Origin of the sequence: Binatus sp. (SeqCode), from assembly GCF_050013435.1 — a bacterium.
Lineage (GTDB): Bacteria > Desulfobacterota > Binatia > Binatales > Binataceae > Binatus.
In genome coordinates this window covers 1-24,900 of record NZ_JBEKFG010000057.1, presented here as the reverse complement: position 1 = coordinate 24,900, position 24,900 = coordinate 1, and the positions used below count along the sequence as shown (strand labels likewise).

Genomic DNA, 24,900 nt, shown 5'->3' with positions numbered 1-24,900 from the left:
CCGGCGGCATGCTAATTCTCGGCACGCCCGACTATGCGACGATCGGGTGGCGGATTATCGAACCGATCTACGGCTTCCTGATGCCCGGTGGATACAAGGACGAGCACATCACGCATTACACGCTGGAGCGGCTGCGCGAGATCCTTGCCCGCCACGGAATCGTGATCGAGGAGACCGCCTACGTCGCGCGCAGCGAGCTGATCGCGCGATGCCGCAAGCTTGGACTCGAAGCTCGTGCGCGCAGCGATGTTGGTGCGGCGGCCTCGACGGCGGCCTGAAATCCGGAAGCGAATCCTGAGATGACAGAGCGTCGCAGCTTGCGGCTTGCCGGTACCGGGGCGCTGGCTTTTATCGTGGCGACCGCAATCTGCGCGACGTCGTGCTCGAGCACGAAGCCGCAATCGCCGGGAATGGATCTGACCAGCATGCATCTGTCGCCCGCCCCGGCAGGCAGTTGCAAGATCGATGCGGTCAAGATGTGCCAGGTCACGGGAGGGCTTGCGGGGGCGGCGCCGTCGTCGCAGCCAGCGGCGATGCCTACGGCGAGTTCATACGCGGCGCGCAAGGCTCCCGAGTCAGTCGAATTTCAGATTCCTATGGGCCAGACTATCGAGCTGAAGTGCTATTACGATTTGCAGCACAACGCGATCTATCGCGCCGATGCGACCGCGGAGTCCGCGCTGACCCGGAACTCCGTCGAGTACATGAAGCAGCGGGGATTGTGCATTAACAAGTGAAGCGGGCGGGCAGGGGTGACCCCTGCACTCGGGGTTAAGGCCGCCCGCCGTTGGCGGGCGCGGCCCGTGCCAAGGGCTTAACAGTGCGCTGCCGTCGCCACGGCGGCGGGGAGGTCGAAATGCCAAAGATTCAAGTCGGCGAAGTGAACCTCAACTATGACGTCGCCGGGAAGGGCGAGCCGCTCCTGATGATCATGGGTCTCGGCGCCAGTTCAGCGGCGTGGAATCCCGAGCTGGTAGCCGAACTCGCGCGCACGTTTCGCGTGATCACGTTCGACAATCGCGGTACCGGGCAGAGCGACAAGCCTGACGTGCCGTATTCGATCGAAATGTTTGCCGATGACGCGGCCGGGCTGCTCGGCAAGCTCGAGGTTCCGCGCGCGCACATCTTTGGCGTCTCGATGGGCGGGATGATCGCGCAGGAGTTCGCGCTGCGGCATCCTGGTCGAACGGCGACGCTCACGCTTGGATGCACCATGGCGGGTGGCGCGCACGCCGTGCCGCCGCCGCTCGAATCGCTGCAATTTCTGACCGCGCCGCGCGGGGAGCTTGCGCCGGAGGAGATGGTTCGGCGCTCATGGCCGTTCACGTATACGCCAAAATACACCGCGGAGAATCGGGCGGTGCTCGAGGCCTCGATTGCGCGCCTGCTCAAGCATCCGACGCCGCCGTTTGCATTCCAACGCCAACTCGAAGGGACCTACACGCTTAAAACTTTCGACCGCCTGCCGCAAATCAAGGCGCCGACGCTGGTTGTGACCGGCGACGCCGACGTGCTGATACCGGCGAAGAACTCCGAGATAATCGCGGCACAGATACCCGGCGCGAAACTTCACATTATCGCGGGCGTGGGACACGGATTCATGGATGAGGGCCGCGCCGCATTCCTGAAAGTATTTTTGCCGTTCGTAAAATCGCATCCGCAGCAGGGGGCTGAGGGAGAACTTGATTGAATGTGAAACCCGCGATGGGTTTCACACTTCCTTCGGCAGGGGCTGCAGCCCCTGCACCCGCAGTGAGAAGACGCGAAAATCTGCGCAGCGCATCTTTTCGCGACTACGCGATGGGCCGTTGGCACGGCTGGTCAGCATTACGCTCGAGAGAAAAAGACGCGCCGCGCGGATTTTTCGATTCGTTACCGGGTGCAGGGGTCACCCCTGCCCAGGGAGGTGCGGAACCCACGGTGGGTTCCGCATTCAATTGGGTGGTTGAAATGACGCGGGCGGCGCTTGCGCGCGGGGCCGCGGGCAGCCTTAATCTCGTACGTGCCCTCGCTTTACGACTTCGCAATCGTATCCCAGTCGCTCGGCCAGACGCAGAGCCGGCTTCAGATGGCCGAGACGGTAGGCACATTTCTGGCCAAACTCGACATCGATGAAGCGGAAGTCGCGGCGCGATTCATGGTCGGTCGCGCGATCGTGATGGGCGGGGAGAAGCGCACCAAAATCAGCGGCCGCGCAATCTGGAAAATCGTCGCGGAGATGACCGACAGCGCAGACCAGGGCGAAGACATCTTTGCCGCCGCCGAAGACTTCGGTGAGGCGATCGAGATGACGCTCAAGCTTCGCGCAGCCGACCCTGAACCCACGCTCACGATTCGTGAGCTCAACGAGAAATTCGTCGAGATCGCCGCTATCGAGGGGCGCCACTCGCGCAAGCGCATGCTCGACCGGCTGCGCGAGCTGTTCGCACGCGCATCGGCATTCGAAGCCAGGTACATCGCGAAGATTCTGATCGGCGAGATGCGCCACGGGATGAGCGAAGCGCTGATGGTCGAGGCAATCGCTTGGATGGGCGCGCGGCCGGTCAGCGAAGTGCGCCGGATTCACATGCGGGAGGCCGACCTCGGCCACGTGGTGCGAATCGTCAGAAGTAGCACGGCGTCGTGAGCGTTCGCTCCGAGGCCGCGGTCGAGGGTGTGTACAATGATATACAGCGTTTCACGGTTTCAGCGCGCCGTGAATCAGTGATGATGCTGGACGTGGCTGGGCTCGTGCGCGACGCTCAGCGCCATCCCGATAGCCTCGATTTCTGATTGGCCAAAATCGGCGAGCACAAACGCCTCGCCGCCCTTGTCGGTTTCGACTCGCTCGTAAAGATCGCAGCACCACCAATCGGGACCCAATTGGCGTGTCCGGATCACGAAGACATTGCCGCAAACCACTTCAACCCGTTCCATAAGAGCCACCTTCCTGATTTCGAATGGCCGCAGGTGCCGGGAGTACTAAGATGAATTATTTAGCATAATTTCGTCAGTAATGCTAATGCTCAAAACGTGAAAGTTCACGTGATTAGTGGAGTTTTTCCGCAGAGTCGGACTAAAAATCGCTAGCGAGTCGAGCGGGTCGAGGCAACCCAGGCGGTAAGAGCGTCGGCGGTCGTGGGGAAGGCGAGGTCGTGCCACGGAATGTCGTCGGGGGCGAAGTAGCGGACTTCGGTTGCCTCGTCGGACAGAGACGGCGCGTCGATGCCCGGTGCGGCGAGATAGACAACGATCGTCATTGCCGGACTCATCGAGTCGGTGAACACTCCCAGCAGCGGCCCGAGCGCAACCCGCATCCCAACTTCCTCGCGCGTCTCGCGAACCGCGGCGTCGGCGGAATTCTCACCGAAATCGACGTAGCCACCCGGAAAGGTCCACTTGCCGACTGCGGGCTCGATGCCGCGGCGCAGCAACAATACCCGGCCGCCGTCAACCACGAAGCATCCAGCGACCAGCTTGGGTCCCGGGAAATGCACGAAGCCGCATCGCGTGCAGACGTTGCGCCGGGCGTTCTCGGGCATAATCAGCCGAGGCGCCATCGCGGCGCCGCACAGCGGACAGAATCTCACCTTGGCCGGATAATCGCGCTGCACATGATGGTTGGGGTGAGCCGGGTCGTCTTTCATCGAACTGCTCTCATGCGGTGAGGCGGCGAACCAGGGCTTCGCCAATAAGCATAATCATCGCGGCGACGAGCAGGTACGGATTCATCGAGACGCGGCGCTCGAGCGTGGCGCGTTCGGTGGAGACTTCCGCCGGCGACGGATTGAGACGCCCGCCGGTGGCGGACGCGAGTTGTTCGAGCAGGCCGTAGTTGGGCTCGGGCTGCGGCAGTTCGGCGTTGACGGACGGACTGACGGTGAACGCGAGCGGCGGGAACTTCTTGTCCTTGCCGGCCGGCGAGCGGACTTCGAAGTAGTAATTGCCGGGGGCGGGCGCGTCGATCGATCCCGACAGCTCGCCCACAACTTCTTCGGTGAGTGCGGTTTCAGTCCTGGTTCCGTTGGGCCGCGTCACGAGCACGGTTACCAGGCGGGCCGCGTTGCCCGGCTCCGCGCTGTAGTCGGTCAGCTTGATATTGATCCGGCCTGCATTGTAGCCGAGTGCGACGTCGATTTTGGGCTCGGCGGGCATCTCCGGCGTCATCCAGGCGAGCATGCGATCCCAAAGCGGCTGAAAAACATTCGCGCTGACCCACCTCCCGGACCATCGCCCGCTCGCATCCGTGGTCACCGCCATCGCCTTGCCCGCGCCGTACTTCCAGCTCGCGATGACGGGTTCGCGCGTGCCGCTGCGATCCACGTACATGCTCATGGTGGCGCGCGGTTTGATTTCGGTGGAGACGTAGCCCTTGAGCGGTGGCATCTGGCGCACCGCGAGATCTTTCAAAATCGCGTCAGGGTTTTCGGTGCGCGGTGTGAATTCTTTTTCGACCATCGTGATCTCGCCGCCGTGCGCGCGAAAGTCTTCGACGAAAAGCTGGGGCAGATTGCTCGGGTTGTCGGTCTGATAGTAGGAACCGCCGCCGTACCTGGCGATCGCCTGGAGCAGGTCCACGTTGGCGTCCCGGCCGACCGCGATCGTCGAGATCGTCGTGCCGGCGTCATGATGCATCCGCGAGACCAGGTCGTAGTACATCTCGGCGGTGCCTCCGGTCTCGCCGTCGGTGAGGACAACGACGTGCTTGACCTGCGCGCCGCTGTTGCCGAGCATGCGTTCGGCCTCGCGCAGCGCTGGAATCATGAAAGTCTGGCCATGCGCGGAGAGCCGGTTGATCATCTGATCGAAATACGGGCGGCTCTGCGCGACGGACTGGAGCGGGATGACGACGAACGGTTGCGAGTCGAATCCGACGACGCCGATCAGGTCGTTGTCCTTGAGAGTTCTGGTGACGGTCTCGGCGGCGGCTTTGGCGTAAGTGAGTTTGTCGTTGCGGCCCATCGAGCCCGACTTGTCGATAATGAGCACCAGCGCGCGTTTCTTTTCCTTGTGCTGCGGCGGCTTCATCGTCACCGGCATCACGGCCGCCAGCGGGCTGTCGGCGTAACCGCCAAGCCCGAAACTCGAATCGCCCCCGACCATCGCGAGCGAACCGCCGTGGCGCACGTACTCCGCCATCGCGTTCTGCGCGGCCTCCGCGATTCGTTCGCTCGGCACGTTGTTGATCAGGATCGCGTCATAACCCGAGACGGCGCCGTCCCAGGCCGCGCCGGTGACGGGCACGATGGTTGGTTCGAGCCCCATCCGATTGACGACGATACCGAGATAGTTCGCGTCCCTGGCGCTGTCGGTAAGAATCAGAACTTTGCGGCGCGCGCCCACTCCAACCCATCCCTTGAGAGAGTCGTCCTCGGGGTACGCGTCGAGCGCGGGATTGTCGGGCTTGAAGGCGGCGGTGTACGAGGCCAGGCCGGCGGTTTCGTTGCGGACCGGGAAGTCGAAGCGCTGCGAGCCGCGCGCCAGCGTCACCTTGCGCTCGTCGATTAGCGCGCCGTCGCGCTCGATGGTGACCGTCCCCGTCACGGGCACGTCGTTAAGATTCTCCAGCGTGACGCCGAGCGCGAACGCAGCCGCCTTCTCCAGCGCCGGCGGAAGCGAAAGCGCCGTCATCGTGACGTTGGGGATCGAACGCGCGCCGGGCGGGGTGAAGATGTCGAGGCGAATCTCGGCGGAGACAATCGCGCTTATCGCGCGCTCAGCATCGCCGCGATTTTGCCATCCGTCGGTCACCATCACGGCCGGGCCGCCATGCGCGTCGGGATCCGCGGCGATACGATAGAGCGCGCTCTCAAGGTTGGTCGCGCCGGGCCCGCATTCGGCGCATCCGGTTCCGTTGGCGAACGCCGATTCGACCGCGCCGATCGATTGAGGGACCGCGCTGGATGCGAACATGTACGCGGGATCTCCCGCGCGCAGACCAAGCTCGTCGCGGATAAGCTTGAGCGTCCATGCGCGCATCGCTGGCGTGATACTGGCGCTCGCATCGACGATTGCGGGCCTCGCGGCCCCTTCGGAATGCATTACCTGCTGCGGATTTGCGAACGCGACGACGAACAGGACGAGAACTATCGCGCGCATCAGCGGTGCAAACACGCGGCGAATTTCGCGCGCGTTGACCAGACCCCAGAGCGCAACGATCGCGGGAATCGCGAGCAGATAGAGCACCTCGCGATGAGCAAAGGTCAGATCGTGCTGGAAGACTGTTGGAATCACGGCGCGGCGGCCTCGGCGATTCGGCGGCGCCGATAGACGATGAGGGCTTCCAGAGCGGTCAGCGCGATGATCACGGCGAGAATGTAATCGCCAAGCGAGGACTTTTCCATTAGCGGCGCGGCAGCGGAACCCGAATTTGCGGCTTCGACTTTGAGCGGCGCCGAGCTGGAGAGATCCGACTCGGTCAAGTCGGCAAGATTCACCGCGCGTGGCGTCTTCGCGCCGCCGGGACCGACCAGTTCGTAGACTCCCTGCTCCGAAACCGCGGTGAAAAGCGTGCCGGGATCAGCCGCCACCGCGCTTCCCGACGGCAGTATCACGCGCTCGACGCCCGCCGGCACCAGCCACGGCTGCCCGGTCCGGTAGCCGTTGCTGCTCGCACCCAGTCCGGCGAGATAACTGATGGCGTTGAGCGTCAGCACTGACATGGGAAGGTTGCGCCGCCCAAGATACGGAAACGGATTGAAGCCGGTCGCGACGAAACGATGCGCTCCGCGCTCGCCCTTGAGCACGATCGCGCCGCCGTCGCCGCCGACCACCTGGCTCATCCATGGATGAGTCCCGAAATACTCGCCCCCGCGCAGGCTGAGCAGCCGGAAATTCACCGAATCGGTGAGCGTGTCGGTCGTGCGCCATCCGGCAATCTGCACCTTCGCGGTCGGCGTCACCGTCAATCCGAAAACGGGATCGCCCGGCGGCGGCATCACGAGCATCGTGTTCACGCCGGGGATTTCCTTGGGCGCGGCGAATTCAAAGATGGCGAGATCGAAGGTGCCGAGATCGCCGGGTGAGTAGGCATCGGGGGTTCGTGCGGTGACCTCGACGCCGGGAATCGAATTCAGTCCCGCGGCGTCGGCGGGAGTCGGGCTGACGAAAAGAATCGACACGTTCTTGACGGAGCCGGCCGTCGCATAGGCGACGTTGTCGAGGGCGAGCGCGTCGTCGGGCGCGAGTTTCGCCTCGTAAATCCGCGCGGGCGGGATCGCGGGGAACTCGAGCGTAGCAGTCTCACGCGCGCCGATAGCTTCCCTGGCGTGGGCGATTTGCTTGCCGTCTCCGGTCACGACGAGTTCGAGCGTGCGGGTATCCGGGCTGAAGTTGGCGATGGAGAGACTCGCGTGAAGGGCTTCTGCGCCAAGGGCTTCGCGCCGCAGCGAGAACGAGCCGATCGCGGCGTTGGCGACGGCGTCGCCCACCTCGATCGGATGAATTCGCGCGGGAACCGGCGCGGCGAGCGCCTTGGCGCCGGCAAAAATCACCTTTGCGACGCGCGCTTCCGAGGCGAGGTTGCCGAGAAAGTTTTCGAGCGTCGTTTGATCGTTGGGCGCATCGGTCGGCTTGATTCGCGACAGCGCAATGCGCGCCTCGGTCAGGGTATTGAACGGGGGCGCCACCCGGCGCGGCTGCGGCGCGGTGACGTAAACGGAGATTTCGCTGCCGCCGTCTTCGGCGGACAACGCGGCGTCGAGCTTTTCGCGCGCCACCTCGAAACGGCTTTTACCCGCGGGCGTCAACGCCTGCATCGCGGCGGAATTGTCGATCACGACCGCGAGCGGAGCGGTCTTCTTCCAGATGAACGGACCCGCCATCGCGAGCACCGCGAGACTCAGGATGAAGACCTCGGCGAAGAACATCCAATCCAGCCGCGGCCATCCACCGAAACGCTCCCGGCGAAAACCGCGCAGCGCACGGAACGCCAGCACGCTCGAGACCGTCACGCGCGCCGGCCGCTCCTTGGCCAGATATGCCAGCACCAGCGCCGGGATGAGGGCGAAAAATACGAGCGCGCCTGGATAAAGGAATCCCATCGGATGACTCTTCAGTGCGCCAGGCCCAGATCGCTCACCGCGCGGACGAAGAAATTCTGGAAGTTCTGGTCGGTCGTGTAGAGCGCGTAATGCAGCCCGCGCTTGAGGCAGAATGATTTTATCTCGCGCGTCAGACGCAGCATCGTCTCGCGATACTGCGTGCGTTCGCCCTCGCCGATCGAGACGCGCAGCCGCTCGCCCGATTCGGAATCGACTACCTCTACGTCGCCGTCGAGGCCCTGGCCGTTGAGCTCGCGCCCGCCAAGAATTTGCACGGCCGTCAGGTCCATCGAGGCCGCGGTGAACATCCCCAGCCCGCGCGTTACCGAGTTGAGCAGCATCAGAAAGTCGGAAACGATAAACACCTTGCCGGCGCGCCGAATCGCGAGCAGCTCGGTCGCCAGCGACGTCGCGAAATCGAACTGCCCGCCCGGCTTGAGATTGTGAAGGCGGCGCGCGAGCTCGACGATTCGATGGCGGCCGTTGACGAACGACGGATTCACCTTGCCGCCGCTGCCGCCGAGCACGCGCAGCATCACGCGATCGCCGCTGGCCAGCGCGACGTAGGCAAGTGCGAGCGCCGTCAGGATCGCGGATTCGAACTTGCGGTCGCCCGCCGGATACGCCATCGACGCGCTCGCATCGACGAAGATGTAGGTGAGCAGGTCTTCCTCTTCATGGAAAAGCTTGATGTAGAGCTTGTCGCTGCGCCCGTAAAGCCCCCAATCGATGTAGCGGAAGTCGTCGCCGGGCGAGTAATGGCGAAAATCGTTGAACTCGAGCGACGAGCCGCGCTTGGGCGACAGATGCATCCCCCGGCCCAGCCCGCCGTATCGCTGGCGGGTTCTGATCCTGAGCTTTTCGAGCCGGGCAAGAAAACCCGGCGTGAACTCGTCCGGCAGTCCGAACATCGGCTACGTGCGCGGCTTCCTCAGCCGCTTTACCACCTGCTCGAGGATCGATTCCGAAGAAACACTTTCGGCCTCGGCCTGGAAGTTGAGCAGCAGGCGATGGCGCAGGCACGGGACGATCGCGTCGTCGATATCGTCGTAGCTCACGCTCACGCGGCCGGCGAGCAAGGCGTTAACCTTGGCGCACAAAATCAGCGCTTGCGCACCGCGCGGGCTCGGCCCAAAACGAAGGTATTGGGAGACCTCGGGGATGGCGCCGGGACCGCCGGGAGTGCATCCGCCGATCACGCTGATGATGTAACGCTCGAGCGGTTCGGCCACCATCACCTCGCGAACGAGTGCCTTGAGCTCCTCGATCGCCCGCGGCGCGCGCGAAGGTTCGAACAGCGGCTGAATTTTGGCATGCGCCGTACCAGTGGTGCGGTTGAGGATTTCGCGCAATTCGTCGGGCTTGGGCGACCCCATCACGACTTTGAAGATGAACCGGTCCATCTGCGCCTCCGGCAGCGGATAGGTTCCTTCGAGCTCGATGGGGTTTTCCGTGGCGAGGACGATATACGGCGGATCGAGGACGTAGGTGGTGCCGAAGACGGTGACCTGATGCTCTTCCATCGCCTCGAGCACGGCCGACTGCGTCTTGGGCGTCGCGCGATTGATCTCGTCGCCGAGCACCATGTGCGCGAAGATCGGGCCGGGCTTGAACTGGAACTCGCGATGACCGTCGGCCTCGGTCAGCACCTGCGTGCCGATGATATCCGAGGGCATCAGGTCGGGCGTGAACTGAATTCGTTTGAAGCTGAGCCCGAGCGTTTCGCTGGCCGCCTTGACCATCAACGTCTTGCCCAGTCCGGGCACGCCTTCGATCAAAATATGGCCGCCGCAAAACAGCGCGGTTAGCATTTTTCGCACCACCTCACGATGGCCGACGATCACGCGCGCGACTTCGCTCTCGGCGCGCGAGAAGATCTCGCGAAATTCCGCGACCCGCTGGTCGGGTGAAGCTTGTTGAGGAGCCGCTCCCATCCGTTGTCCTTCCTTATCCTGAATCTAGTGAATCATGTCGCGATAGCGCGGCGGCACCAGTTGTCGTTCGTCGGGCGGCGCGTCGTCGCTGGTCGGCGCAAGCGGGGCATTGACGTAACCCGTCGTCGCCGTGGGCCGATCGGTGTCAAGTACCGTTTTCCCTCCATTACCGGAAGTGGGCGCTCCCGGCAGCCGGAACATGACGTAGCGCGCATCCTTGATGTCCAGTGCGGCGCCCTTCTCGCCGGGCTTCAGGAAGCGCTGCGCATTAGTCGAGGTCGGCATCTCGCCGAGATGCGTATCGCCGAGGTTCGAACCCATGTCCTTGTTATTTTTGGGGTTGCCGCCGGCGGCGGGAATATTGCGATCGCCGTTGGCGCCCGGCTTCGGGATGTTCCCCGGTCGGTTGGGATCGGGCTGGCTGCCGCCGCCCTGATTCTTGTCGGCGCCGGGCTGTTTGTCGGGGCTGGGATTTTTTGCGTTGGCGGTCTCGACCTGCGCTTCCGCTTTGGCGAGTTCGTCATGGAGTTCGAGGCTCGATTGGTCGGCCTTGTTCTGATCGTTCTTGTCGTTTTTTGCCGATCCTTTTCCGCCTTGGTTCTTGCCCGAGCTCTTGCCGGTGTTGCCCTTGCCCGAGCCCGAACTCTCGACGCCCAACTTCTGGCCGGCGCCGGACTCGCTCTTGCCCTCGCCGTTGCCCGCGCCCGTGGAGTTGCCTTGGCTCTTGCCGTTGCCGTTTCCGTTCTGTGCGTTTGCCTTACCGGCGGCCTGATTTTTTCCGGACTGGCTGTTGTTGCGTTTCTGAGCGGCCTTGTCGGCCTGCCGCATCGCTTCCTCGATGCGCGCCTTTTTCTCTTCGGGCGGCAGCTTGGAATTTTCCAGTGCATCGGCTGCCTGGCGAATCTTGTCCGCCAGCGCGGAATCGTCGGAACTGGCCGATGTTCTGGCGATCTCCTCGGCGATCGCGCGCAGCTTGGCGGCCTCGGTATTCTCGGGCGTCGGCGCGCGCACCAATCCTAGTGTCGCGAGCACCATCGCAAGCGCGACCACGCCCGCAAAAATCGAGGATCGCTTGAGCGGCTCGCCGACTTCGAGTCTGAATTCCCGGCGAACATCGAGGCCGCCGAACAGCGCGATCGCGCGCCGCCACAGAATCGGGAACAGCGGCGTACGCCGCGCGCGGATGCTCTCCGGCGCCGACGGATTGGCCAGCGTGGCGAACGTCACGATCTCCTGATGGCATTCCAGGCGGTCGTCGAGCTCGGCTGCCGCCGCAACAAAGTCGTTGGCGCGCCGATACGCCCGAAATGCCATGATCAATCCTGCCGCAAGCACCACGATGCCCGCGCCGATCAATACGAGGCTGAGCACACCCGCGCGCTCGGGCGCAAGCCGGTATCCCAGCCGCGTCCAGGTCACCTTGCCGATCGGCTCGAGCAACACTCCCAGCGCGATCGCGGTGAGCGCCGGCGCAACCGCGCATAGCACCGCACGGATGGCGGCTAGCCGCGCGATCCGCGCGCTGGCGATCCCGATTGTCTCGACCGGATTGTCCACAGAATGAAATTATAGCGTACTCGACGCAGATGCGACCGTCCAATCGGCGGTCCGAAGCAGCTTATTTTGCCGGTATTGCGGCGCGTTTACCCGCCGGCGGTTTCCGCTGGAGTGCGATTGCGCGCCGATGCTCGTCAAACGATTTCGAAAACACATGAGTGCCGCCTTCGCGTGCGACAAAATAGAGAAATTCGGTATGCGTCGGATATAGCGCGGCCTCGATTGATTTGAGCCCGGGATTCGCGATTGGCCCCGGCGGCAAGCCGGTGAAGTCGTACGTATTGAAGGCCGACGCCGTGTGGACCGCGCTGGCGGCCGACTCTTTGCCGCCATCGAATTCGTACGCGTACTCCGCCGTCGGGTCGGATTGCAGCGGCATCCCAAGCCGCAGCCGATTGTAGAAGACACCTGCGATGAGAGGGCGCTCGGCGGGCGCTTTCGCCTCCTTCTCGACGATCGAGGCCATCGTGACCAGCCGGCGCGCATCCAGGCCGGCCTCGAACATCTGCTCTTCCACTGCAGGCGTCAGGACCTGGTAGAACCGCGCGAGCATTGCCGCCAACACGTCGTTGGTCTTCGCGTGCGGTGAAAATCTGTACGTCGCCGGGAACAGGTAGCCTTCGGCGCCGAGCGGCATCAGGCCCAGCGCGCGCACCATCGCGCCGCCGCGCGCGGCATTCTCGAATTGGTCCTCGCAGACCAGCCCCGTCTCGGCCAACCGCTCCGCTATCTGATGGACCGTCAAGCCTTCGGGAATCGTGACTGTCACGACGACGAAATCGCCCCTGACCAGATGGCGCATCACGTCGGGAATCCGCTCGCCGCCGTTGAAAGCATAATCGCCCGGCTTGATTTGGCGCGCGGTCTGGCTCATCTGGCCGTAGAGTCGGAGCGCGAGCGCGCTTCGAACCACGCCGGCGTCCGCCAGCGCTCGCGCGATTTGGCGAAACGACTCGCCCTTTTCAATCGTGAGCGCGCGTGGCGGCGCGAATTTTTCGGTGGGACTCAGCCAGTAGTATGAGAACGCGGCGTACGCTGTGCCCACGACGATCGCGACTGCGAGAATTGATGCCGCAAGCTTCATCTAATGCGAGGATATATTTCGCGCCGCGGTTTTTCATCAGCCGCCGCCCCCGCGGGGGACTTTATCCGGATGCGCCTGCATCCAGCCTTCGAGGATGACCACCGCCGCGAGCGCGTCGAGTCCGGTCTTGCGCGCGCCCTTCCTGGCCGGCATGTCTGCCAGACGATCGCGCGCTTCGAAGCTCGTCAGCCGCTCGTCGAACATCTCGACGCTGACGCCGAGCGCATCCGTCAGGTGCGCGGCGAATTTCCGTGCGGAGAGGGCGGCCGGGCCTTCGCTGCCGTCCATGTTGAGCGGGAGGCCGACGACGATCGTGCTCACGCGGCGGTCGCGGATCATCGCGGCGATTGCTTCGAGGTCGTGCTTGAGCGCGCGCCGCTCGACGATACCCAGCGGATGCGCCCCCATCGAGGCCGCGTCGGTGACGGCGACTCCGATTCGGCGCCGCCCGAGATCAAGCGCAGCGATGGCCATTCGCATCCCCGTCCAGCCGCTCCGCGCGCGGTTGATATTCACGATTCATAGACGGTCTCCCGCGTCTGCGGCTGGAGGATAACAATTTTCATGACCACTGCTACTATAGGTGCCACAATCGAGGGCTGGGTTATCTGATGCATTTGATGAAACCGTTTTCGCACTCCTCGCGTTCAGCGGCGCTTTGCATTGCCAATGTCGTATTGGCAGTTCTGCTCTGCCCTGTGTCGGCGTGGGCTTGGGGAAGTGATGGGCACAAGATCGTCGCAGTCGTTGCGGCGGACAACCTCACGGCGGCGGCCGCGAGCCACGTGGCGGACATCCTTGGCGTGTCGGCCGATAAAAGAGCAATTGCAACTGCGATGGAGGCGGCTTCGATCCGCCCGGATTTCGAGTTCCGCGACGAAGATCCTTTGACGAGGCCATGGCACTTCATCGACATTTGTTTGCAAGACCGGCGAGCGGACGTTGCTGCACGATGCCCCGGCGGAAACTGCGTGACAGGGAAAATCGACGAATATTCGAAACGCTTGAAAGAGAGCAGCTACGACCGCTGGGGCGCTGCCGGTGATCTCGCGTTCCTGATCCACTTTGTCGGAGACATCCATCAACCTCTGCACGCGGCGAACGACGAGGATCACGGCGCCAATTGCGTGACGGTCGATTCGAATACTCGAGCAAAAAATCTACACGAGGTCTGGGACACGACCATCGTGCGCCGTCTCGAAGACAGCATCGATTCCGGAAGGCCCGAGACGACGGCCCATAAGTTGGAACGAACATATGCGCCTGAGAAAGAGGCCGATTCGTGGATTGCCGCCGACGATGTTGCGTGGGAATCGAATCAACTGGCGCGTTCCGACATCTACGCCGCGCTGCACATCCCGATCGAACCCTGCCAACCCACAGCCGATGTCTGCCTCAATCCTCTCGGACACGCCGTCGAGCTCGACGCTTCTTACCTGAACCACGCCGACGCGGTCGCGGGTCATCAGCTCGTGAAAGCGGGATTCAGGCTGGCCAGCCTGTTGAATGAGATCTGGACGCAGCCGGCTGGTCCGAACGATGGACCGCATGCAGGGCAAGCGAATTCCGCCCCGGCGCAGGTTGTTTCATCGAAGACGGTTGCCGGCCAAATCGTTTTCGTTGGTAATCGGCGAAGCAAGATTTACGCGTGGCCCGGATGCGGAACCTACGACAAGATGGCGCCCGCGAATCGAGTCGTGTTCGCGAGCCGCGAAGCAGCCGAGCAGCAGGGGTATCGGGCGGCTCGGAATTGTCCCTGATGAATTTGCCCTGACGCCGCCCCGTTTAGTCGTGTCGCGGGTGGTCGATGCTCCGGATTTATATGTGCCCTGCGCATCAATTTGTTTGTTCCTTGTGGAACTGCGTGAATTTCTGTCGCTATCCTCAGTGAAGTGTGAATAGAGATGACGGTGATGTATCAGAGTGATACACCGCTAGGGGTTGCGTTGGGTAGCCGAATGACTTAGCGTCGCTGATGATGCTGGCTCGGGGGAGACGCTCTTTGGGATATCCACGCGCGCTGATGGGGTTGGTCGTTGCCCTGATCGCGACCACCGCGGCGCTGTTTCTTTTTTTCCAGGCAAATCCGCAGACACTCGCCTCGCCGCTCGACACGCTCAGCTCCGAACTGGATGCCGGCAAGGAGAGCCCTGACGTAGTCGAGCAGCCCGAATCCGCCAACCCGGCACCGGCGTCGATCACGATCAGCATGACGCTTGACCGCACCGCGTCAATCGAAAGCTACCTTCGCGCATCCGGGATGGAACCGGAGGACGCGCATCAGTGGGCGTCGTACATTCAGCGCATCACCGCGAACCGATATTTTCACAGTGGCCATCCGCTGACGCTATATAAGGATCCCGAGACCGGCGAGATGCGCGGCCTCAAGTACGATCTTGACGAAAAGACCACGCTCACCGCGGCCAGCCTCGGCGCCGGCGTGCTTAAGGCTGGGCTGCGGCCGATTGAGTATTTCGTTCGCCCGATCAATCTGACGTTCGCGGTCAAGGACAACTTCCAGCGCGCCGCCGCCGAGAACGGGATACCCAAGCCAATCGTGGACACGCTGAAGGATGCGTTCGCGGACCGCCACGATCTCAATCGCCTCGCGCCTGGTTCCGCAGTCAAGCTGATTTACGATGAAAAGGTCAGCCGCGACGGCTCCTACACGCTCGCCGGCGACGTGCAGGCGGCGCAAATCCGCTTTGGGAGCCGTACCCTGACGGCGATATCGTTCTCGGACGAACACGGCCGCCCTCATCTATATGACGAGAAGGGCCACGCGCTCGGTCCGCAGTCCCTGAAATTCCCGCTCAATTTCCAGTACATTTCCTCGGGCTTCACCTTCCACCGCTATCATCCGATCCTGCACGAGTATCGGCCTCATGTCGGCGTCGATCTGGTCGCCAAGTACGGCGAGCCCGTGAAGGCCGTCGCCGATGGCACCGTGATAAGCGCGGGATGGCAGGGCGAGCTCGGCAATTGCATCCGCCTCCAGCACCAGCATGAGATGGTCAGCATCTACGGTCATCTGTCGAAGATTAGCTCCGACGTGAAGCCGGGCGGCTATGTCCATGTCGGGCAGGTCATTGGAAATGTCGGTTCGACCGGCCTTTCGACCGGACCGCATCTCCATTTCGCGATGGAAAAAGCCGGCGCCTGGGTCAATCCGCTCACCGAGAACCTGGGCGAGAATCACGAGGTCTCGCCGCGGATGAAGGCGATCTTCGACGACATCAAGGATCGCTACCAGTCCGCGCTGGCCAAGTTGCCCGACCTCGGCAGCCATTTCATCGCGACCGACGCGCGCAAACCCGCGATCTCGAAGTTCGCCGACATGTACCACGTGACGCTCAGCCGCAGCCCGGCAAAGAGCGCGCATATCCGGGCACAGAGAATCTCGAGCAGCCGCAGCGCCGACTCGTTCGGAGCCTCGGGGTCCGACAGCGCGCTGTGATCTGAACGTCTTGCAGTTTCGTCCCATTCTTTGATCGCCATTGCCAGGTCGCAACTTCCCGGTCACAGCTGACATCGCGACGAGGCCGCATCTGAAATGCGCGAGCATCCCAATACCGATTTCTTCAAGCCCGGATTGCCGCGCGCCTTTGGCCATCGCGGAAGCGCCGGCACGCATCCTGAAAATACGCTCGAAGCATTTGCCGCCGCCGTCGCGATCGGCGTTCAGTATCTCGAACTTGACATCCATATGACCCGCGACGGCGAAATCGTCGTCAGCCACGACGATCATCTGGAACGCACTTGCGGGCGCGCCGGCGTCATCCGCGAGATGAAGTACGCCGAGCTTGCGGCGGCCGACGCGGGCCGGATGTTTACGCTCGACGGCGCGAATTTTCCATTCAGAGACAAGGGCATCCGGATGCCGCGTCTGGCCGACGTGCTTGCGGCATTCCCAAAACTGCCGATCGAGATCGAGGTCAAGCAAATCGCGCCGAGCGTGATCGTGCCGATGCTCGGCGTGATCGATCGCGCCGGGATGCGCAGGAGTGTGTTTGTCGCCAGCGAGCACCAGGAACCGCTCGACGAGGTCCGGATGCTGGCGCCGGAAATCCCGACCAATTTTTCGTACTTCGAAACCGGCGGATTCTTTCAGGCGATGGTGAGCGGCGACATCTATCGTCCGCCCGGCGACGCGCTCCAAATCCCGCCCAGCTACGAGTCGTGGCAGCTCGTCACGCCCGAAAGTGTCGAGTTCGCCCATCGCATCGGACTCGAAGTGCACGTCTGGACGGTGAACGAGGAAGCCGAGATGCGGGAACTGCTCGACATGGGCGTGGACGGACTGATCAGCGACTACCCGCGCCGCTTGCTCGACGTGATTCGCAGCCGCGCATCCGCGCCCCGCTGAGCGCGCCCTTTCCAGTACGCCGCGGGCTTTGTTACGATTTCGCCCATTCGCCGCAACGATTTACGCGGGAGCGAAAATTATGAAGCTCGACACCGGTCTCTCGACGCGCAACTTGCACGATGTTCCGGCCGCCGCCCGCGCCGCCGAGGCTGCGGGATTCGATGCGATCTGGATTCCGGAGGCCGGCAACGACGGCTTTCTTCCGGCCGCACTGGTCGCGGAGCATACCAAGCGAATCAAAATGGGCACCTCGGTCGCGATTGCGTTTCCGCGCAGCCCCATGGTTACGGCCGCGACCGCGTGGGATCTGGCGGGGCTTTCCGAGGGCCGCTTCATCCTCGGGCTGGGCACCCAGGTAAAGGGCCATATCGAGCGCCGCTACAGCACCAAGTGGGAAGCGCCGGTGCCGCGCCTGCGCGAGTACATCATGGCGCTCCGCGCGATCTTCAAATGCTGGTCCGAAGGCGGCGCGAAACTTTCGTTTCAGGGCAAGTACTACAACTTCTCGTTGATGACGCCGTTCTTCACGCCGGCCAGGCACAACTACTGGAACGTGCCGATTCACATCGCCGGCGTCAACGAACATATCCTCCGGCTCGCCGGCGAACTGTGCGAGGGCCTGCACGCGCATCCCTTCAACTCGCCCAAGTATCTTCGCGAATTCGTGCTGCCGAACGTCGAGAAGGGTCTCAAGAAGGCCGGGCGCTCGCGCAAGGACTTCGAAATCCAGTCGGCGGCGTTCGTTATCGTCGGCCATAATCAGGACGAAATAAATAAAACCCGCGAAGCCATCCGGCAGCAGATCTCGTTTTACGCATCGACGCGAACCTACAAGATCGTGCTCGACACGCACGGATGGGGCGACGTCTCCCAGCGGCTGAACGAAAAGGCCGCCAGGGGCGAGTGGGTCTCGATGGCCAAGGAGATCACCGACGAGATGCTCGACGTGTACACGGTCGCGGGCACCTACGACGAGATCGCGGACAAGGTGATGAATCGTTACGATGGACTGCTCGACCGGATTGCGTTTTACATTCCGTATCGCGCCGGCACCGACGACGCGCAATGGGCAAAACTCGCAAAGCGATTCAACGGCTGAGTCTCGCGATTCTCGTGATGGATTGTCGTGACCTGCTGAACAAGGAGAAAGCTTCGATGAGCAAAGCAATGTTGAAAACGATGGCCGCGATGGCGGCCGTAGCGGCCTTCATGCTTCCCAGCGCCGGCCGAATCGCGGCTGCCGCCGACGCCGCCCCCTCGGCCGCGGCAGCGCCAGCGCCCGCGGTGGAGGAGCCCGGCACTAGGAAATTCACGCTCGTCTCGGTCGAGGTGGACAACACGAAGTTCTGGTTGCCCAGCGTGATCGCCGTCGAACAGGGCGACAAGGTAACGCTCACGCTCAAGAATCAGGTGCCGGGCGCGGGCCCGTCGAATCAGCACGGTTTTACGATTCCCGCATACAACATCGCGGAGATTGTGACACCCGATGCGCCCAAGACCGTCACCTTCGTCGCCGACAAACCGGGCGTGTTCCAGTATTTTTGCCAGTTGCATCTTGCGCATATCGGCGGCTCGTTAATCGTCGAACCCAAGAAGTAGCTGCTTTTGCCAGGGCGCCGCGAAAGGGCGCATGAGACTCGCAGACTCGCGCCTCTCGCCGGCGGGTATCGGCTCAATTCGGAGCTGAGTGTCTGAATTTCAAACCGAGTCTCCTGGTTGAATATCTCAAAACCTGTCTCACAAAGAGGGGCCAGCGGATTGTACGGTTGTGAGTAATTAGAGGGGCGAATGAATGTCGACACGGACAATAATACACACAGTAGGACTGTTTCTTGCGCTACTGGTAGCCCCAACATCCGTATTCGGCGAGGAATTCAGCCGCGTCAGCGTTCCCCTTCCGGTCGAGATCGATGGTCGGCCTATGCGTTGTCCGCTTTATTTAAAGTTTGAAATGAAGAGCTACAACATTCCCTTTGACCAGTTTGCAGCCGGCCCTCTGGATAAAGAGCAAACGATGTTCGTGACGGTAGTGCAGGCAATTCGCAAAGCGGATGCGGCAAAGTTTAAAAGCGTCTGGACATCCCCAAATCAAATGAAGGGTCTCGGTACGACAATCATAACCTTGGCGGATGGCAGTCCCGAGAATTGGATACGTCAGGCCAGAAGCATTTTCAATTTTGATAATTTAAAGGTGATCGCCCAGGTCCAGCTTGGATTGAGAACCATGTTCATCTGGGATTCGATGACAAAGGACGGCGCTCGACGCAATGCGTTTTATGTCGGATTCGACAAGAACAACCAATTGCGGCTTAGCGCGGTGAGCAGTTCCATTCCGGTAGCAAGCATGGTGCTGAATGCTTTTTACGCAGCTCAAACCGAACCAGACGCCTACAAGCCCCTGCCGAACATCAATCTGCGTTACGAATATCCGATTCCTCTCGATGGCAACGCCGGTACCAGCGCGCATCCCGTTTTCCTCGAATTTGACGGATCACCCATGGATTTCCCGCTCGGAGACGAGAAGGTAAAGCCCCCCACTTCATTACTGGAGTTTTTCCGGAATGCAGCCCTGGCCCATCAGAAGGGCAAGGACGATTTATACGCCAGCAGCTTTACTCCCAAGAGCGCGGACAAGGTAAGACAATGGCTCGCCTCGATGAAAAGCCGCAGGAGATTGGCAAACCAGCCGCCGCAAATGCCATCGACGTTGGGTAACGTAAAATTCGTGCTCAACGCTGAACCCGTCTTCCTGGTATTTGAGGCTCCGACCGCAGGGAACGACTGGACACCAAAAGATCTGACGTATTCTTATATTTTGCATGAAGGCGGCGGGTATAAGATTGCGAACTACTTTTATTCCACTGATCTCGACGACTTTCTGCAAAACCCGTCTTTCTTTGACAAAGGGATTTTGAAATCGGCTCTGACCACCCCGCCCTCTAAATGAATTCAGATCTGAAATGAATTGAGATGGCCAGTTACCGACGATTTGAGAAAGGATGTTGAATACTGTGATTGGCGCGCCCCCCGATGCCATCGGCGCACGAAAGGGCTAGGCTTGATCGCGCATGCGCACGGTAGTCCTCTATGCGCGCTCGCCGGATTGGCGCGCGGTCGTCGAGCGCGCTGACGAATTGATGGCGTCGCCGAATTTTCGCGTGCTCAAATCTGAAGCCCGCACGCAAGCTGGATTCCTCGACCTTCCCGGCGCAGGGCCCGCGTTCATAAAGCGCGTCGAGGTTTCCTCATGGACCCGCGGCATTTACGCGCGATTGCGCGGGTCGCGCGCCGCGCGATCGCTTGCCGGCGCCGCGATGCTCCAGGCGAATGGCTTGGCGCATCCGGAGCCGCTGGCGGCTATGGATTTGTATAAAGCGGGTGCGATTCGAGCCTCCTATCTCGTCAGCCGCGCGCTCATCAACGCCGACTCGCTGAGCCGCTTCATGCTCGGCCCCGGAGAAATCAAGGGGCGCAACGTGCGTCGCCGCAAACAAATCTCCGATACGGTGGCCGCGCAAATCCGCCGCCTCCACGAGTCCGGTCTTTACACTCGCGATCTGCAAGAGACCAACATCATGGTCGAGGAAAACGAGTCCGGCGGCTTCAACGTGTACTTTATCGATCTCGAGGATTTTCGCAGCGCCGCCAACGTCTCATGGGATCGCCGAATTTTGAACCTGGTGCATCTCGATCGCAGCATCGGGCGATTTATGTGCCGCGCGGCGCGGCTCGATTTTCTTTACTCTTACCTGGGCCATCGGCCGGACCGCGCGGCCGCGCGCCGGATGGTCGCTGAAGTCAGCGCGGCGCGCGAATCGATCGACCGCCGCAAGCGCCGCGGCGTCCCGGCCACGCAGCCGGTCGTGGCGCCGCTCGCGGGAGGAACCGAGTAGTGGCTTTTTCGATCCTCAGCCGCGAGTACGACCATCACACCGAGCAGGTCCACGCCGCCGGCGGAAACTGGGTGCGCGACGTGATGCTCGGGCTGAACGACGGACTGGTCGCCTCGTTCGCGGTTACCTCCGGCGTCGCGGGCGCGTTCGTCACCGGCAACGCGGCGATGATGGCGGGACTGTCGGAGATGCTGGGCGGCGCGGTAGCGATGGGGCTCGCGGCGTTCATCTCCGCGCGCTCGCAAATCGAGTTTCATCAAAGCGAGATAGAACGCGAGCGCGACGAAATCCGCCGATGGCCCGAACGCGAGCGCGAAGAGATCAGCACCATCTATCGAAAAAAGGGCTTCGCCGGTCCGCTGCTCGATCAGATCGTCGCGCACATCACGTCGAACCCCGAGCGATGGAGCAACGTGATGATGCGCGAGGAGCTGGGTTTCAACGAAGAATCCTTCGACAAACCGCTCCGCTCCGCGTTTGCCGTCGGCTTGTCGTATCTGTCAGGCGCGGCAGTGCCCGTCTGGGCGTACATTTTTTTTGAGCCGAGCCGCGCCCTGATCGTGTCGGCCATCTCGACCGTCGCGGTGCTGTTCGGAGTCGGCGCGCTGAAGACGATCATCACCAGCCGTTCGTGGTGGCGCAGCGGACTCGAAAGCATGTTGATTGGAATAGCAGCCGCGGGTGTGACTTACGCCGCGGGCCGCATGTTTGCCGCGCGCTGAAGCTTCGCGCCGCGCGCGCGTCATGCTTCAACGAGTATGTCGTCGCCGTCGGTCTTCACCGCGTAGCATCCGAGCTTGACGCTCGCGTCGTCGAGTTTCGTTCCCGTCGTGATGTCGTATTCCCATCCGTGCCATGGGCAGGTGATGATGGTGCCGTCGAGCTCGCCCTCGGCGAGCGGGCCGCCGCGATGCTTGCAGGTGTTGTCGATCGCGTAGAATTTTCCGCCCGCATTGAACAGCGCGATCTTTTTGCCGCCGGCCTCGACGAGTTTGCCGCTGCCCTCGGGCAGGTCTGTCAGCTTCGCAACTTTGATGAAGCTTGCCATCCGCAATTGCCTCCGCTCAGGTCGTGTACTCCGCGTTGATTCGCACGTAATCGTAACTCAGGTCGCAAGTTAGAATCCGGGCGCTCGATTTCCCCAACCGCAGATCGAGTCGCACCGCGAATTCGCGCTGTTTCATCGCCGTCCCCGCATCCGCCAGCGCCTCGGTCAGCAGCCGGCCGCTCGCGGCAACTTTCACTCCGCCGATCCACAGCACCAGCTTGTCGGGTTCGAGGTACGCGCCCGACGATCCAGCCGCCATCAGGATTCGGCCCACGTTCGGATCGCATCCGAAGAACGCCGTCTTGACCAGCGGCGAGTTGGCGATTTGCCGGGCTGCACGCTCGGCGTCGGCATGATTGCGCGCGCCGCGCACCTCGACGCTGACGAGCTTGGTCGCGCCCTCGCCGTCGCGCACGAGTTCGCGCGCGAGCGCCGCCGAAATTTCCCCGACCGCGCGATCGAATGCCGCCTGCTCGCGCGCGCCGAATGCGCGATTTCCCGCGGCGCCGCTCGCCATAATGATCACCGTGTCGTTGGTTGACATGTCGCCGTCAACGGTGATCGCGTTGAAGCTGGCCGGCAGCGCGGACTTGAGCGATTTTTTCAGTGAAGAGGGAGCGATCACCGCGTCTGTGACCAGGTAGCCCAGCATCGTCGCCATCTTCGGCGAGATCATCCCGACGCCTTTCACCGCACCCGCGAGCGTGATGGTCGAGCCGCCCGCCTTGAAGCTTGTCGAGGCGATCTTGGCGCGCGTGTCAGTCGTCATGATCGCATGCGCGAAGTCGGTTAGGCCGTCTTCACGCAGCGATCGCGCGGCATCGGCGGCGCCGCTTTTGAATTTCGCGAAGTCGTAGAGATGGCCGATCACGCCGGTCGAGGATGGTACGACGAGTTCCGGCGCGCATCCGAGCAGTCGCGCGACTTCCGCGCATGAGTCGCGCGCAAGGCGCATCCCCGCTGCGCCGGTGAAGCTGTTGGCGCATCCCGAGTTCGCGACGACTGCCTGCAGGCGGCCCGACTTGACGCGGTCCGCCGTCACATAAACCGGCGCGGCTTTCACACGATTGGCGCTGAACACCGCGGCTGCGGCGGCCGGGCGATCGGCGGCGATAAGGCCCAGGTCAAGCGCGCCCGCCCTGGTCTTCAGTCCCGCGCAGACTCCGGCGAATCGAAATCCGCGCACCGCGGCGGGCTCGAGTTCGACTTTCATCCAGCAAAATCCTCCGTGCGCCGAACTATACGCGGACCAAATGCGGGTGCAAGTAGATGACCGCCGGGCCGCTTCTGGGCGTCACTTGCCGTGGCAGCGTTTGTACTTCTTGCCCGAGCCGCACGGGCACGGATCGTTGCGGCCGACTTTTTCGGCGTCGCGCTTGGCGGGCGTTGCGGCCGGCGTCTCGCTCTCGCCGCCGTGGCTCATCACGACGCGCTGCGGCTTGGGCTGCTGAATCTGCTCGACGTCCTGCTGGCGCTGCACCTGGACGGAAAAGACTTTCTCGACGACGTCCTGTTGCATCACCGCCATCAGCGCCTCGAACATCGTGAACCCTTCCTTCTGATATTCGGTCAGCGGATTCACCTGGGCGTAGCCGCGCAGCCCGATGCCTTCCTTCAGATGGTCCATCGCGAGCAGATGGTCTTTCCACAGCGAATCGAGCGTCTGGAGCATCACGATCTTTTCGATTTGGCGCATCACCGGCTCGGTGAATTCCGCTTCGCGCTGATCGTAGAGCTGATGCACGCGCTCGGAAGCGATCTCGGTCAGATCGTCGGCCGACTGAACGGGTTTGCCGGCCACTTCGGTCTGCGCGTTGAAGCCGGGGCGGAACTTGAACTGCTTGAAGAACGCGTCGTCGATCGCCTTCCAGTCCCATTGCGCCGCATCGACTTCGCTGTCCGCGTGGGCCCCCGCGATTTCCTCGATCAGCGCGTCGCACATGTCGAGCACGTCAGCCTTGAGCGAGGTGCCGCTGAGCAGTTCGCGCCGGCGATGGTAAACCACCTCGCGCTGCTTGTTCATGACGTCGTCGTATTCGAGCAGATGCTTGCGGATGTCGAAGTTGTGCGCTTCGACCTTCTTTTGCGCGTTTTCGATCGCGCGCGATATCCATCGATGCTCGATGGGCTCGTTGTCCTCCATCCCGATTCGGCCCATCAGGCCCTTGAGGCGGTCGGCGCCGAAGATGCGGAGCAGGTCGTCCTCGAGCGACATGTAGAATCGCGACGAGCCCGGGTCGCCCTGGCGTCCCGACCGGCCGCGCAGCTGGTTGTCGATTCGGCGCGACTCGTGGCGCTCGGTGCCGAGGATGTGCAGGCCGCCGGCCTCGAGCACTTTCTCGCGCTCGGCCTTGCACTGTTCGACGTACTTCGCGAGCGCAGCCTGGAAATTCGGATCGGCCGGGTCCCTGGTGCCGGTTTCCGCCGCCGCCATGAACTCGGGATTTCCGCCGAGCACGATATCGGTGCCGCGACCGGCCATGTTGGTCGAAATGGTGACGGCGCCGAAACGGCCGGCCTGGGCGACGATTTCCGCTTCGCGCTCGTGGTTCTTGGCGTTCAGCACGTAATGCTTGACGCTGGTTTTTTTGAGCTTGTCGGCGACGCGCTCGGACTTTTCGATCGAGACCGTGCCGACCAGCACCGGCTGGCCGCGTTCGTTGCAGTCGCGGATTTCCTCGATCACGGCGTCGAACTTCTCGACTTCGGTTTTGTAAACGACGTCGTGATTGTCGATGCGGATCATCGGCTGATTGGTCGGGATCACGACCACGTCGAGTTTGTAGATTTCCTTGAACTCGACCGCTTCCGTGTCGGCGGTGCCGGTCATCCCGGACAGCTTCTTGTACATGCGGAAGTAGTTCTGAAACGTGATGGTGGCGAGGGTCTGGTTCTCCGACTCGATCTTGACGTTCTCCTTCGCCTCGACCGCCTGATGCAGCCCGTCGCTCCATCGCCGGCCCGGCATCAGCCGCCCGGTGAATTCATCGACGATGA

Annotated in this window: 24 protein-coding genes; 12 read left to right on the top strand and 12 right to left on the bottom strand. The window is 62.4% G+C overall.

Features of this window, described 5'->3' with window-relative positions; translation table 11 throughout:
- The 4 genes from ABSB13_RS12010 to ABSB13_RS11995 all read left to right on the top strand — a co-directional run.
- A partial coding sequence (locus ABSB13_RS12010; RefSeq protein WP_428108688.1) for a hypothetical protein occupies nucleotides 1–278 on the top strand: 278 nt, incomplete at its 5' end.
- Nucleotides 279–299: 21 nt separating this feature from the next.
- On the top strand, nucleotides 300–737 hold the full coding sequence (locus ABSB13_RS12005) for a hypothetical protein (RefSeq protein WP_428108685.1): 438 nt from the start codon (nucleotides 300–302) through the stop codon (nucleotides 735–737).
- 119 nt (nucleotides 738–856) lie between these two features.
- Nucleotides 857–1,690 carry an alpha/beta fold hydrolase gene (locus ABSB13_RS12000; RefSeq protein WP_428108683.1) on the top strand — a complete coding sequence of 278 codons (834 nt, stop codon included), beginning with the start codon at nucleotides 857–859 and terminating at the stop codon, nucleotides 1,688–1,690.
- A gap of 312 nt (nucleotides 1,691–2,002) precedes the next feature.
- Nucleotides 2,003–2,626, top strand: coding sequence for a hypothetical protein (locus ABSB13_RS11995; protein WP_428108680.1), 624 nt, complete (start codon nucleotides 2,003–2,005; stop codon nucleotides 2,624–2,626).
- Nucleotides 2,627–2,700: 74 nt separating this feature from the next.
- Here the strand turns inward: ABSB13_RS11995 and ABSB13_RS11990 are convergent, their stop codons facing one another.
- The 9 genes from ABSB13_RS11990 to ruvX form a co-directional block, all read right to left on the bottom strand.
- Nucleotides 2,701–2,916: a hypothetical protein gene (locus tag ABSB13_RS11990; protein WP_428108678.1), complete on the bottom strand. Its 216-nt coding sequence runs from the start codon at nucleotides 2,914–2,916 to the stop codon at nucleotides 2,701–2,703.
- Between the two features lie 149 nt (nucleotides 2,917–3,065).
- Nucleotides 3,066–3,626, bottom strand: coding sequence for an NUDIX domain-containing protein (locus tag ABSB13_RS11985; protein ID WP_428108675.1), 561 nt, complete (start codon nucleotides 3,624–3,626; stop codon nucleotides 3,066–3,068).
- A gap of 10 nt (nucleotides 3,627–3,636) precedes the next feature.
- Nucleotides 3,637–6,213 (bottom strand): VWA domain-containing protein, encoded by a 2,577-nt coding sequence (locus ABSB13_RS11980; RefSeq protein WP_428108674.1) that lies wholly within the window; start codon nucleotides 6,211–6,213, stop codon nucleotides 3,637–3,639.
- The gene (locus ABSB13_RS11975) at nucleotides 6,210–8,021 is read right to left on the bottom strand and encodes a vWA domain-containing protein (RefSeq protein ID WP_428108672.1); all 1,812 of its coding nucleotides are present in this window, start codon (nucleotides 8,019–8,021) and stop codon (nucleotides 6,210–6,212) included. The genes ABSB13_RS11980 and ABSB13_RS11975 overlap by 4 nt, the downstream gene beginning before the upstream one ends.
- Before the next feature lie 11 nt (nucleotides 8,022–8,032).
- Nucleotides 8,033–8,932 carry a DUF58 domain-containing protein gene (locus tag ABSB13_RS11970; protein ID WP_428108670.1) on the bottom strand — a complete coding sequence of 300 codons (900 nt, stop codon included), beginning with the start codon at nucleotides 8,930–8,932 and terminating at the stop codon, nucleotides 8,033–8,035.
- Between the two features lie 3 nt (nucleotides 8,933–8,935).
- The gene (locus ABSB13_RS11965; RefSeq protein WP_428108668.1) at nucleotides 8,936–9,955 is read right to left on the bottom strand and encodes an AAA family ATPase; all 1,020 of its coding nucleotides are present in this window, start codon (nucleotides 9,953–9,955) and stop codon (nucleotides 8,936–8,938) included.
- A 24-nt stretch (nucleotides 9,956–9,979) separates the two neighbouring features.
- Entirely contained in the window at nucleotides 9,980–11,512 is a 1,533-nt protein-coding gene (locus ABSB13_RS11960; protein ID WP_428108666.1) for an ICP22 family protein, read from the bottom strand.
- Between the two features lie 61 nt (nucleotides 11,513–11,573).
- On the bottom strand, nucleotides 11,574–12,596 hold the full coding sequence (mltG, locus tag ABSB13_RS11955) for an endolytic transglycosylase MltG (RefSeq protein ID WP_428108663.1): 1,023 nt from the start codon (nucleotides 12,594–12,596) through the stop codon (nucleotides 11,574–11,576).
- Nucleotides 12,597–12,632: 36 nt separating this feature from the next.
- On the bottom strand, nucleotides 12,633–13,070 hold the full coding sequence (ruvX, locus tag ABSB13_RS11950) for a Holliday junction resolvase RuvX (RefSeq protein WP_428108661.1): 438 nt from the start codon (nucleotides 13,068–13,070) through the stop codon (nucleotides 12,633–12,635).
- Between the two features lie 203 nt (nucleotides 13,071–13,273).
- On the opposite strand from ruvX, the gene ABSB13_RS11945 reads away from it, so the two are divergent.
- From ABSB13_RS11945 to ABSB13_RS11910, 8 genes are all read left to right on the top strand, one after another.
- Nucleotides 13,274–14,356, top strand: coding sequence for a S1/P1 nuclease (locus ABSB13_RS11945; RefSeq protein ID WP_428108659.1), 1,083 nt, complete (start codon nucleotides 13,274–13,276; stop codon nucleotides 14,354–14,356).
- A 242-nt stretch (nucleotides 14,357–14,598) separates the two neighbouring features.
- The gene (locus ABSB13_RS11940; RefSeq protein WP_428108656.1) at nucleotides 14,599–16,053 is read left to right on the top strand and encodes a peptidoglycan DD-metalloendopeptidase family protein; all 1,455 of its coding nucleotides are present in this window, start codon (nucleotides 14,599–14,601) and stop codon (nucleotides 16,051–16,053) included.
- Between the two features lie 96 nt (nucleotides 16,054–16,149).
- Complete coding sequence (locus ABSB13_RS11935; RefSeq protein WP_428108654.1) at nucleotides 16,150–16,962, top strand: glycerophosphodiester phosphodiesterase family protein; 813 nt, start codon at nucleotides 16,150–16,152, stop codon at nucleotides 16,960–16,962.
- A gap of 79 nt (nucleotides 16,963–17,041) precedes the next feature.
- On the top strand, nucleotides 17,042–18,061 hold the full coding sequence (locus ABSB13_RS11930; RefSeq protein ID WP_428108651.1) for a TIGR03617 family F420-dependent LLM class oxidoreductase: 1,020 nt from the start codon (nucleotides 17,042–17,044) through the stop codon (nucleotides 18,059–18,061).
- Nucleotides 18,062–18,117: 56 nt separating this feature from the next.
- Nucleotides 18,118–18,561: a cupredoxin domain-containing protein gene (locus tag ABSB13_RS11925; RefSeq protein ID WP_428108649.1), complete on the top strand. Its 444-nt coding sequence runs from the start codon at nucleotides 18,118–18,120 to the stop codon at nucleotides 18,559–18,561.
- Between the two features lie 352 nt (nucleotides 18,562–18,913).
- Nucleotides 18,914–19,909, top strand: a complete 996-nt coding sequence (locus tag ABSB13_RS11920; protein WP_428108647.1) for a hypothetical protein — start codon at nucleotides 18,914–18,916, stop codon at nucleotides 19,907–19,909.
- A gap of 121 nt (nucleotides 19,910–20,030) precedes the next feature.
- Nucleotides 20,031–20,855 (top strand): lipopolysaccharide kinase InaA family protein, encoded by an 825-nt coding sequence (locus ABSB13_RS11915; RefSeq protein ID WP_428108644.1) that lies wholly within the window; start codon nucleotides 20,031–20,033, stop codon nucleotides 20,853–20,855.
- Complete coding sequence (locus ABSB13_RS11910; RefSeq protein ID WP_428108643.1) at nucleotides 20,855–21,577, top strand: VIT1/CCC1 transporter family protein; 723 nt, start codon at nucleotides 20,855–20,857, stop codon at nucleotides 21,575–21,577. The genes ABSB13_RS11915 and ABSB13_RS11910 overlap by 1 nt, the downstream gene beginning before the upstream one ends.
- A 20-nt stretch (nucleotides 21,578–21,597) precedes the next feature.
- Here the strand turns inward: ABSB13_RS11910 and ABSB13_RS11905 are convergent, their stop codons facing one another.
- The 3 genes from ABSB13_RS11905 to secA all read right to left on the bottom strand — a co-directional run.
- Nucleotides 21,598–21,903 (bottom strand): Rieske (2Fe-2S) protein, encoded by a 306-nt coding sequence (locus ABSB13_RS11905; protein ID WP_428108640.1) that lies wholly within the window; start codon nucleotides 21,901–21,903, stop codon nucleotides 21,598–21,600.
- Nucleotides 21,904–21,919: 16 nt separating this feature from the next.
- Nucleotides 21,920–23,116 (bottom strand): bifunctional glutamate N-acetyltransferase/amino-acid acetyltransferase ArgJ, encoded by a 1,197-nt coding sequence (argJ, locus tag ABSB13_RS11900; RefSeq protein ID WP_428108637.1) that lies wholly within the window; start codon nucleotides 23,114–23,116, stop codon nucleotides 21,920–21,922.
- Nucleotides 23,117–23,197: 81 nt separating this feature from the next.
- Nucleotides 23,198–24,900 (bottom strand): preprotein translocase subunit SecA (gene secA, locus ABSB13_RS11895; protein WP_428108635.1); only part of this gene is annotated, 1,703 nt, incomplete at its 5' end.

Coding starts and splice junctions, on each gene's coding strand:
- ABSB13_RS12000 (WP_428108683.1), top strand. CDS start 857: ATGCCAAAGATTCAAGTCGGCGAAGTGAACCTCAACTATGACGTCGCC.
- ABSB13_RS11975 (WP_428108672.1), bottom strand. CDS start 8,021: ATGGGATTCCTTTATCCAGGCGCGCTCGTATTTTTCGCCCTCATCCCG.
- argJ (WP_428108637.1), bottom strand. CDS start 23,116: ATGAAAGTCGAACTCGAGCCCGCCGCGGTGCGCGGATTTCGATTCGCC.
- ABSB13_RS11925 (WP_428108649.1), top strand. CDS start 18,118: ATGAGCAAAGCAATGTTGAAAACGATGGCCGCGATGGCGGCCGTAGCG.
- ABSB13_RS11985 (WP_428108675.1), bottom strand. CDS start 3,626: ATGAAAGACGACCCGGCTCACCCCAACCATCATGTGCAGCGCGATTAT.
- mltG (WP_428108663.1), bottom strand. CDS start 12,596: ATGAAGCTTGCGGCATCAATTCTCGCAGTCGCGATCGTCGTGGGCACA.
- ABSB13_RS11930 (WP_428108651.1), top strand. CDS start 17,042: ATGAAGCTCGACACCGGTCTCTCGACGCGCAACTTGCACGATGTTCCG.
- ABSB13_RS12005 (WP_428108685.1), top strand. CDS start 300: ATGACAGAGCGTCGCAGCTTGCGGCTTGCCGGTACCGGGGCGCTGGCT.
- ABSB13_RS11990 (WP_428108678.1), bottom strand. CDS start 2,916: ATGGAACGGGTTGAAGTGGTTTGCGGCAATGTCTTCGTGATCCGGACA.
- ABSB13_RS11905 (WP_428108640.1), bottom strand. CDS start 21,903: ATGGCAAGCTTCATCAAAGTTGCGAAGCTGACAGACCTGCCCGAGGGC.
- ABSB13_RS11970 (WP_428108670.1), bottom strand. CDS start 8,932: ATGTTCGGACTGCCGGACGAGTTCACGCCGGGTTTTCTTGCCCGGCTC.
- ruvX (WP_428108661.1), bottom strand. CDS start 13,070: ATGGCCATCGCTGCGCTTGATCTCGGGCGGCGCCGAATCGGAGTCGCC.
- ABSB13_RS11915 (WP_428108644.1), top strand. CDS start 20,031: ATGCGCACGGTAGTCCTCTATGCGCGCTCGCCGGATTGGCGCGCGGTC.
- ABSB13_RS11920 (WP_428108647.1), top strand. CDS start 18,914: ATGAAGAGCTACAACATTCCCTTTGACCAGTTTGCAGCCGGCCCTCTG.
- ABSB13_RS11965 (WP_428108668.1), bottom strand. CDS start 9,955: ATGGGAGCGGCTCCTCAACAAGCTTCACCCGACCAGCGGGTCGCGGAA.
- ABSB13_RS11935 (WP_428108654.1), top strand. CDS start 16,150: ATGCGCGAGCATCCCAATACCGATTTCTTCAAGCCCGGATTGCCGCGC.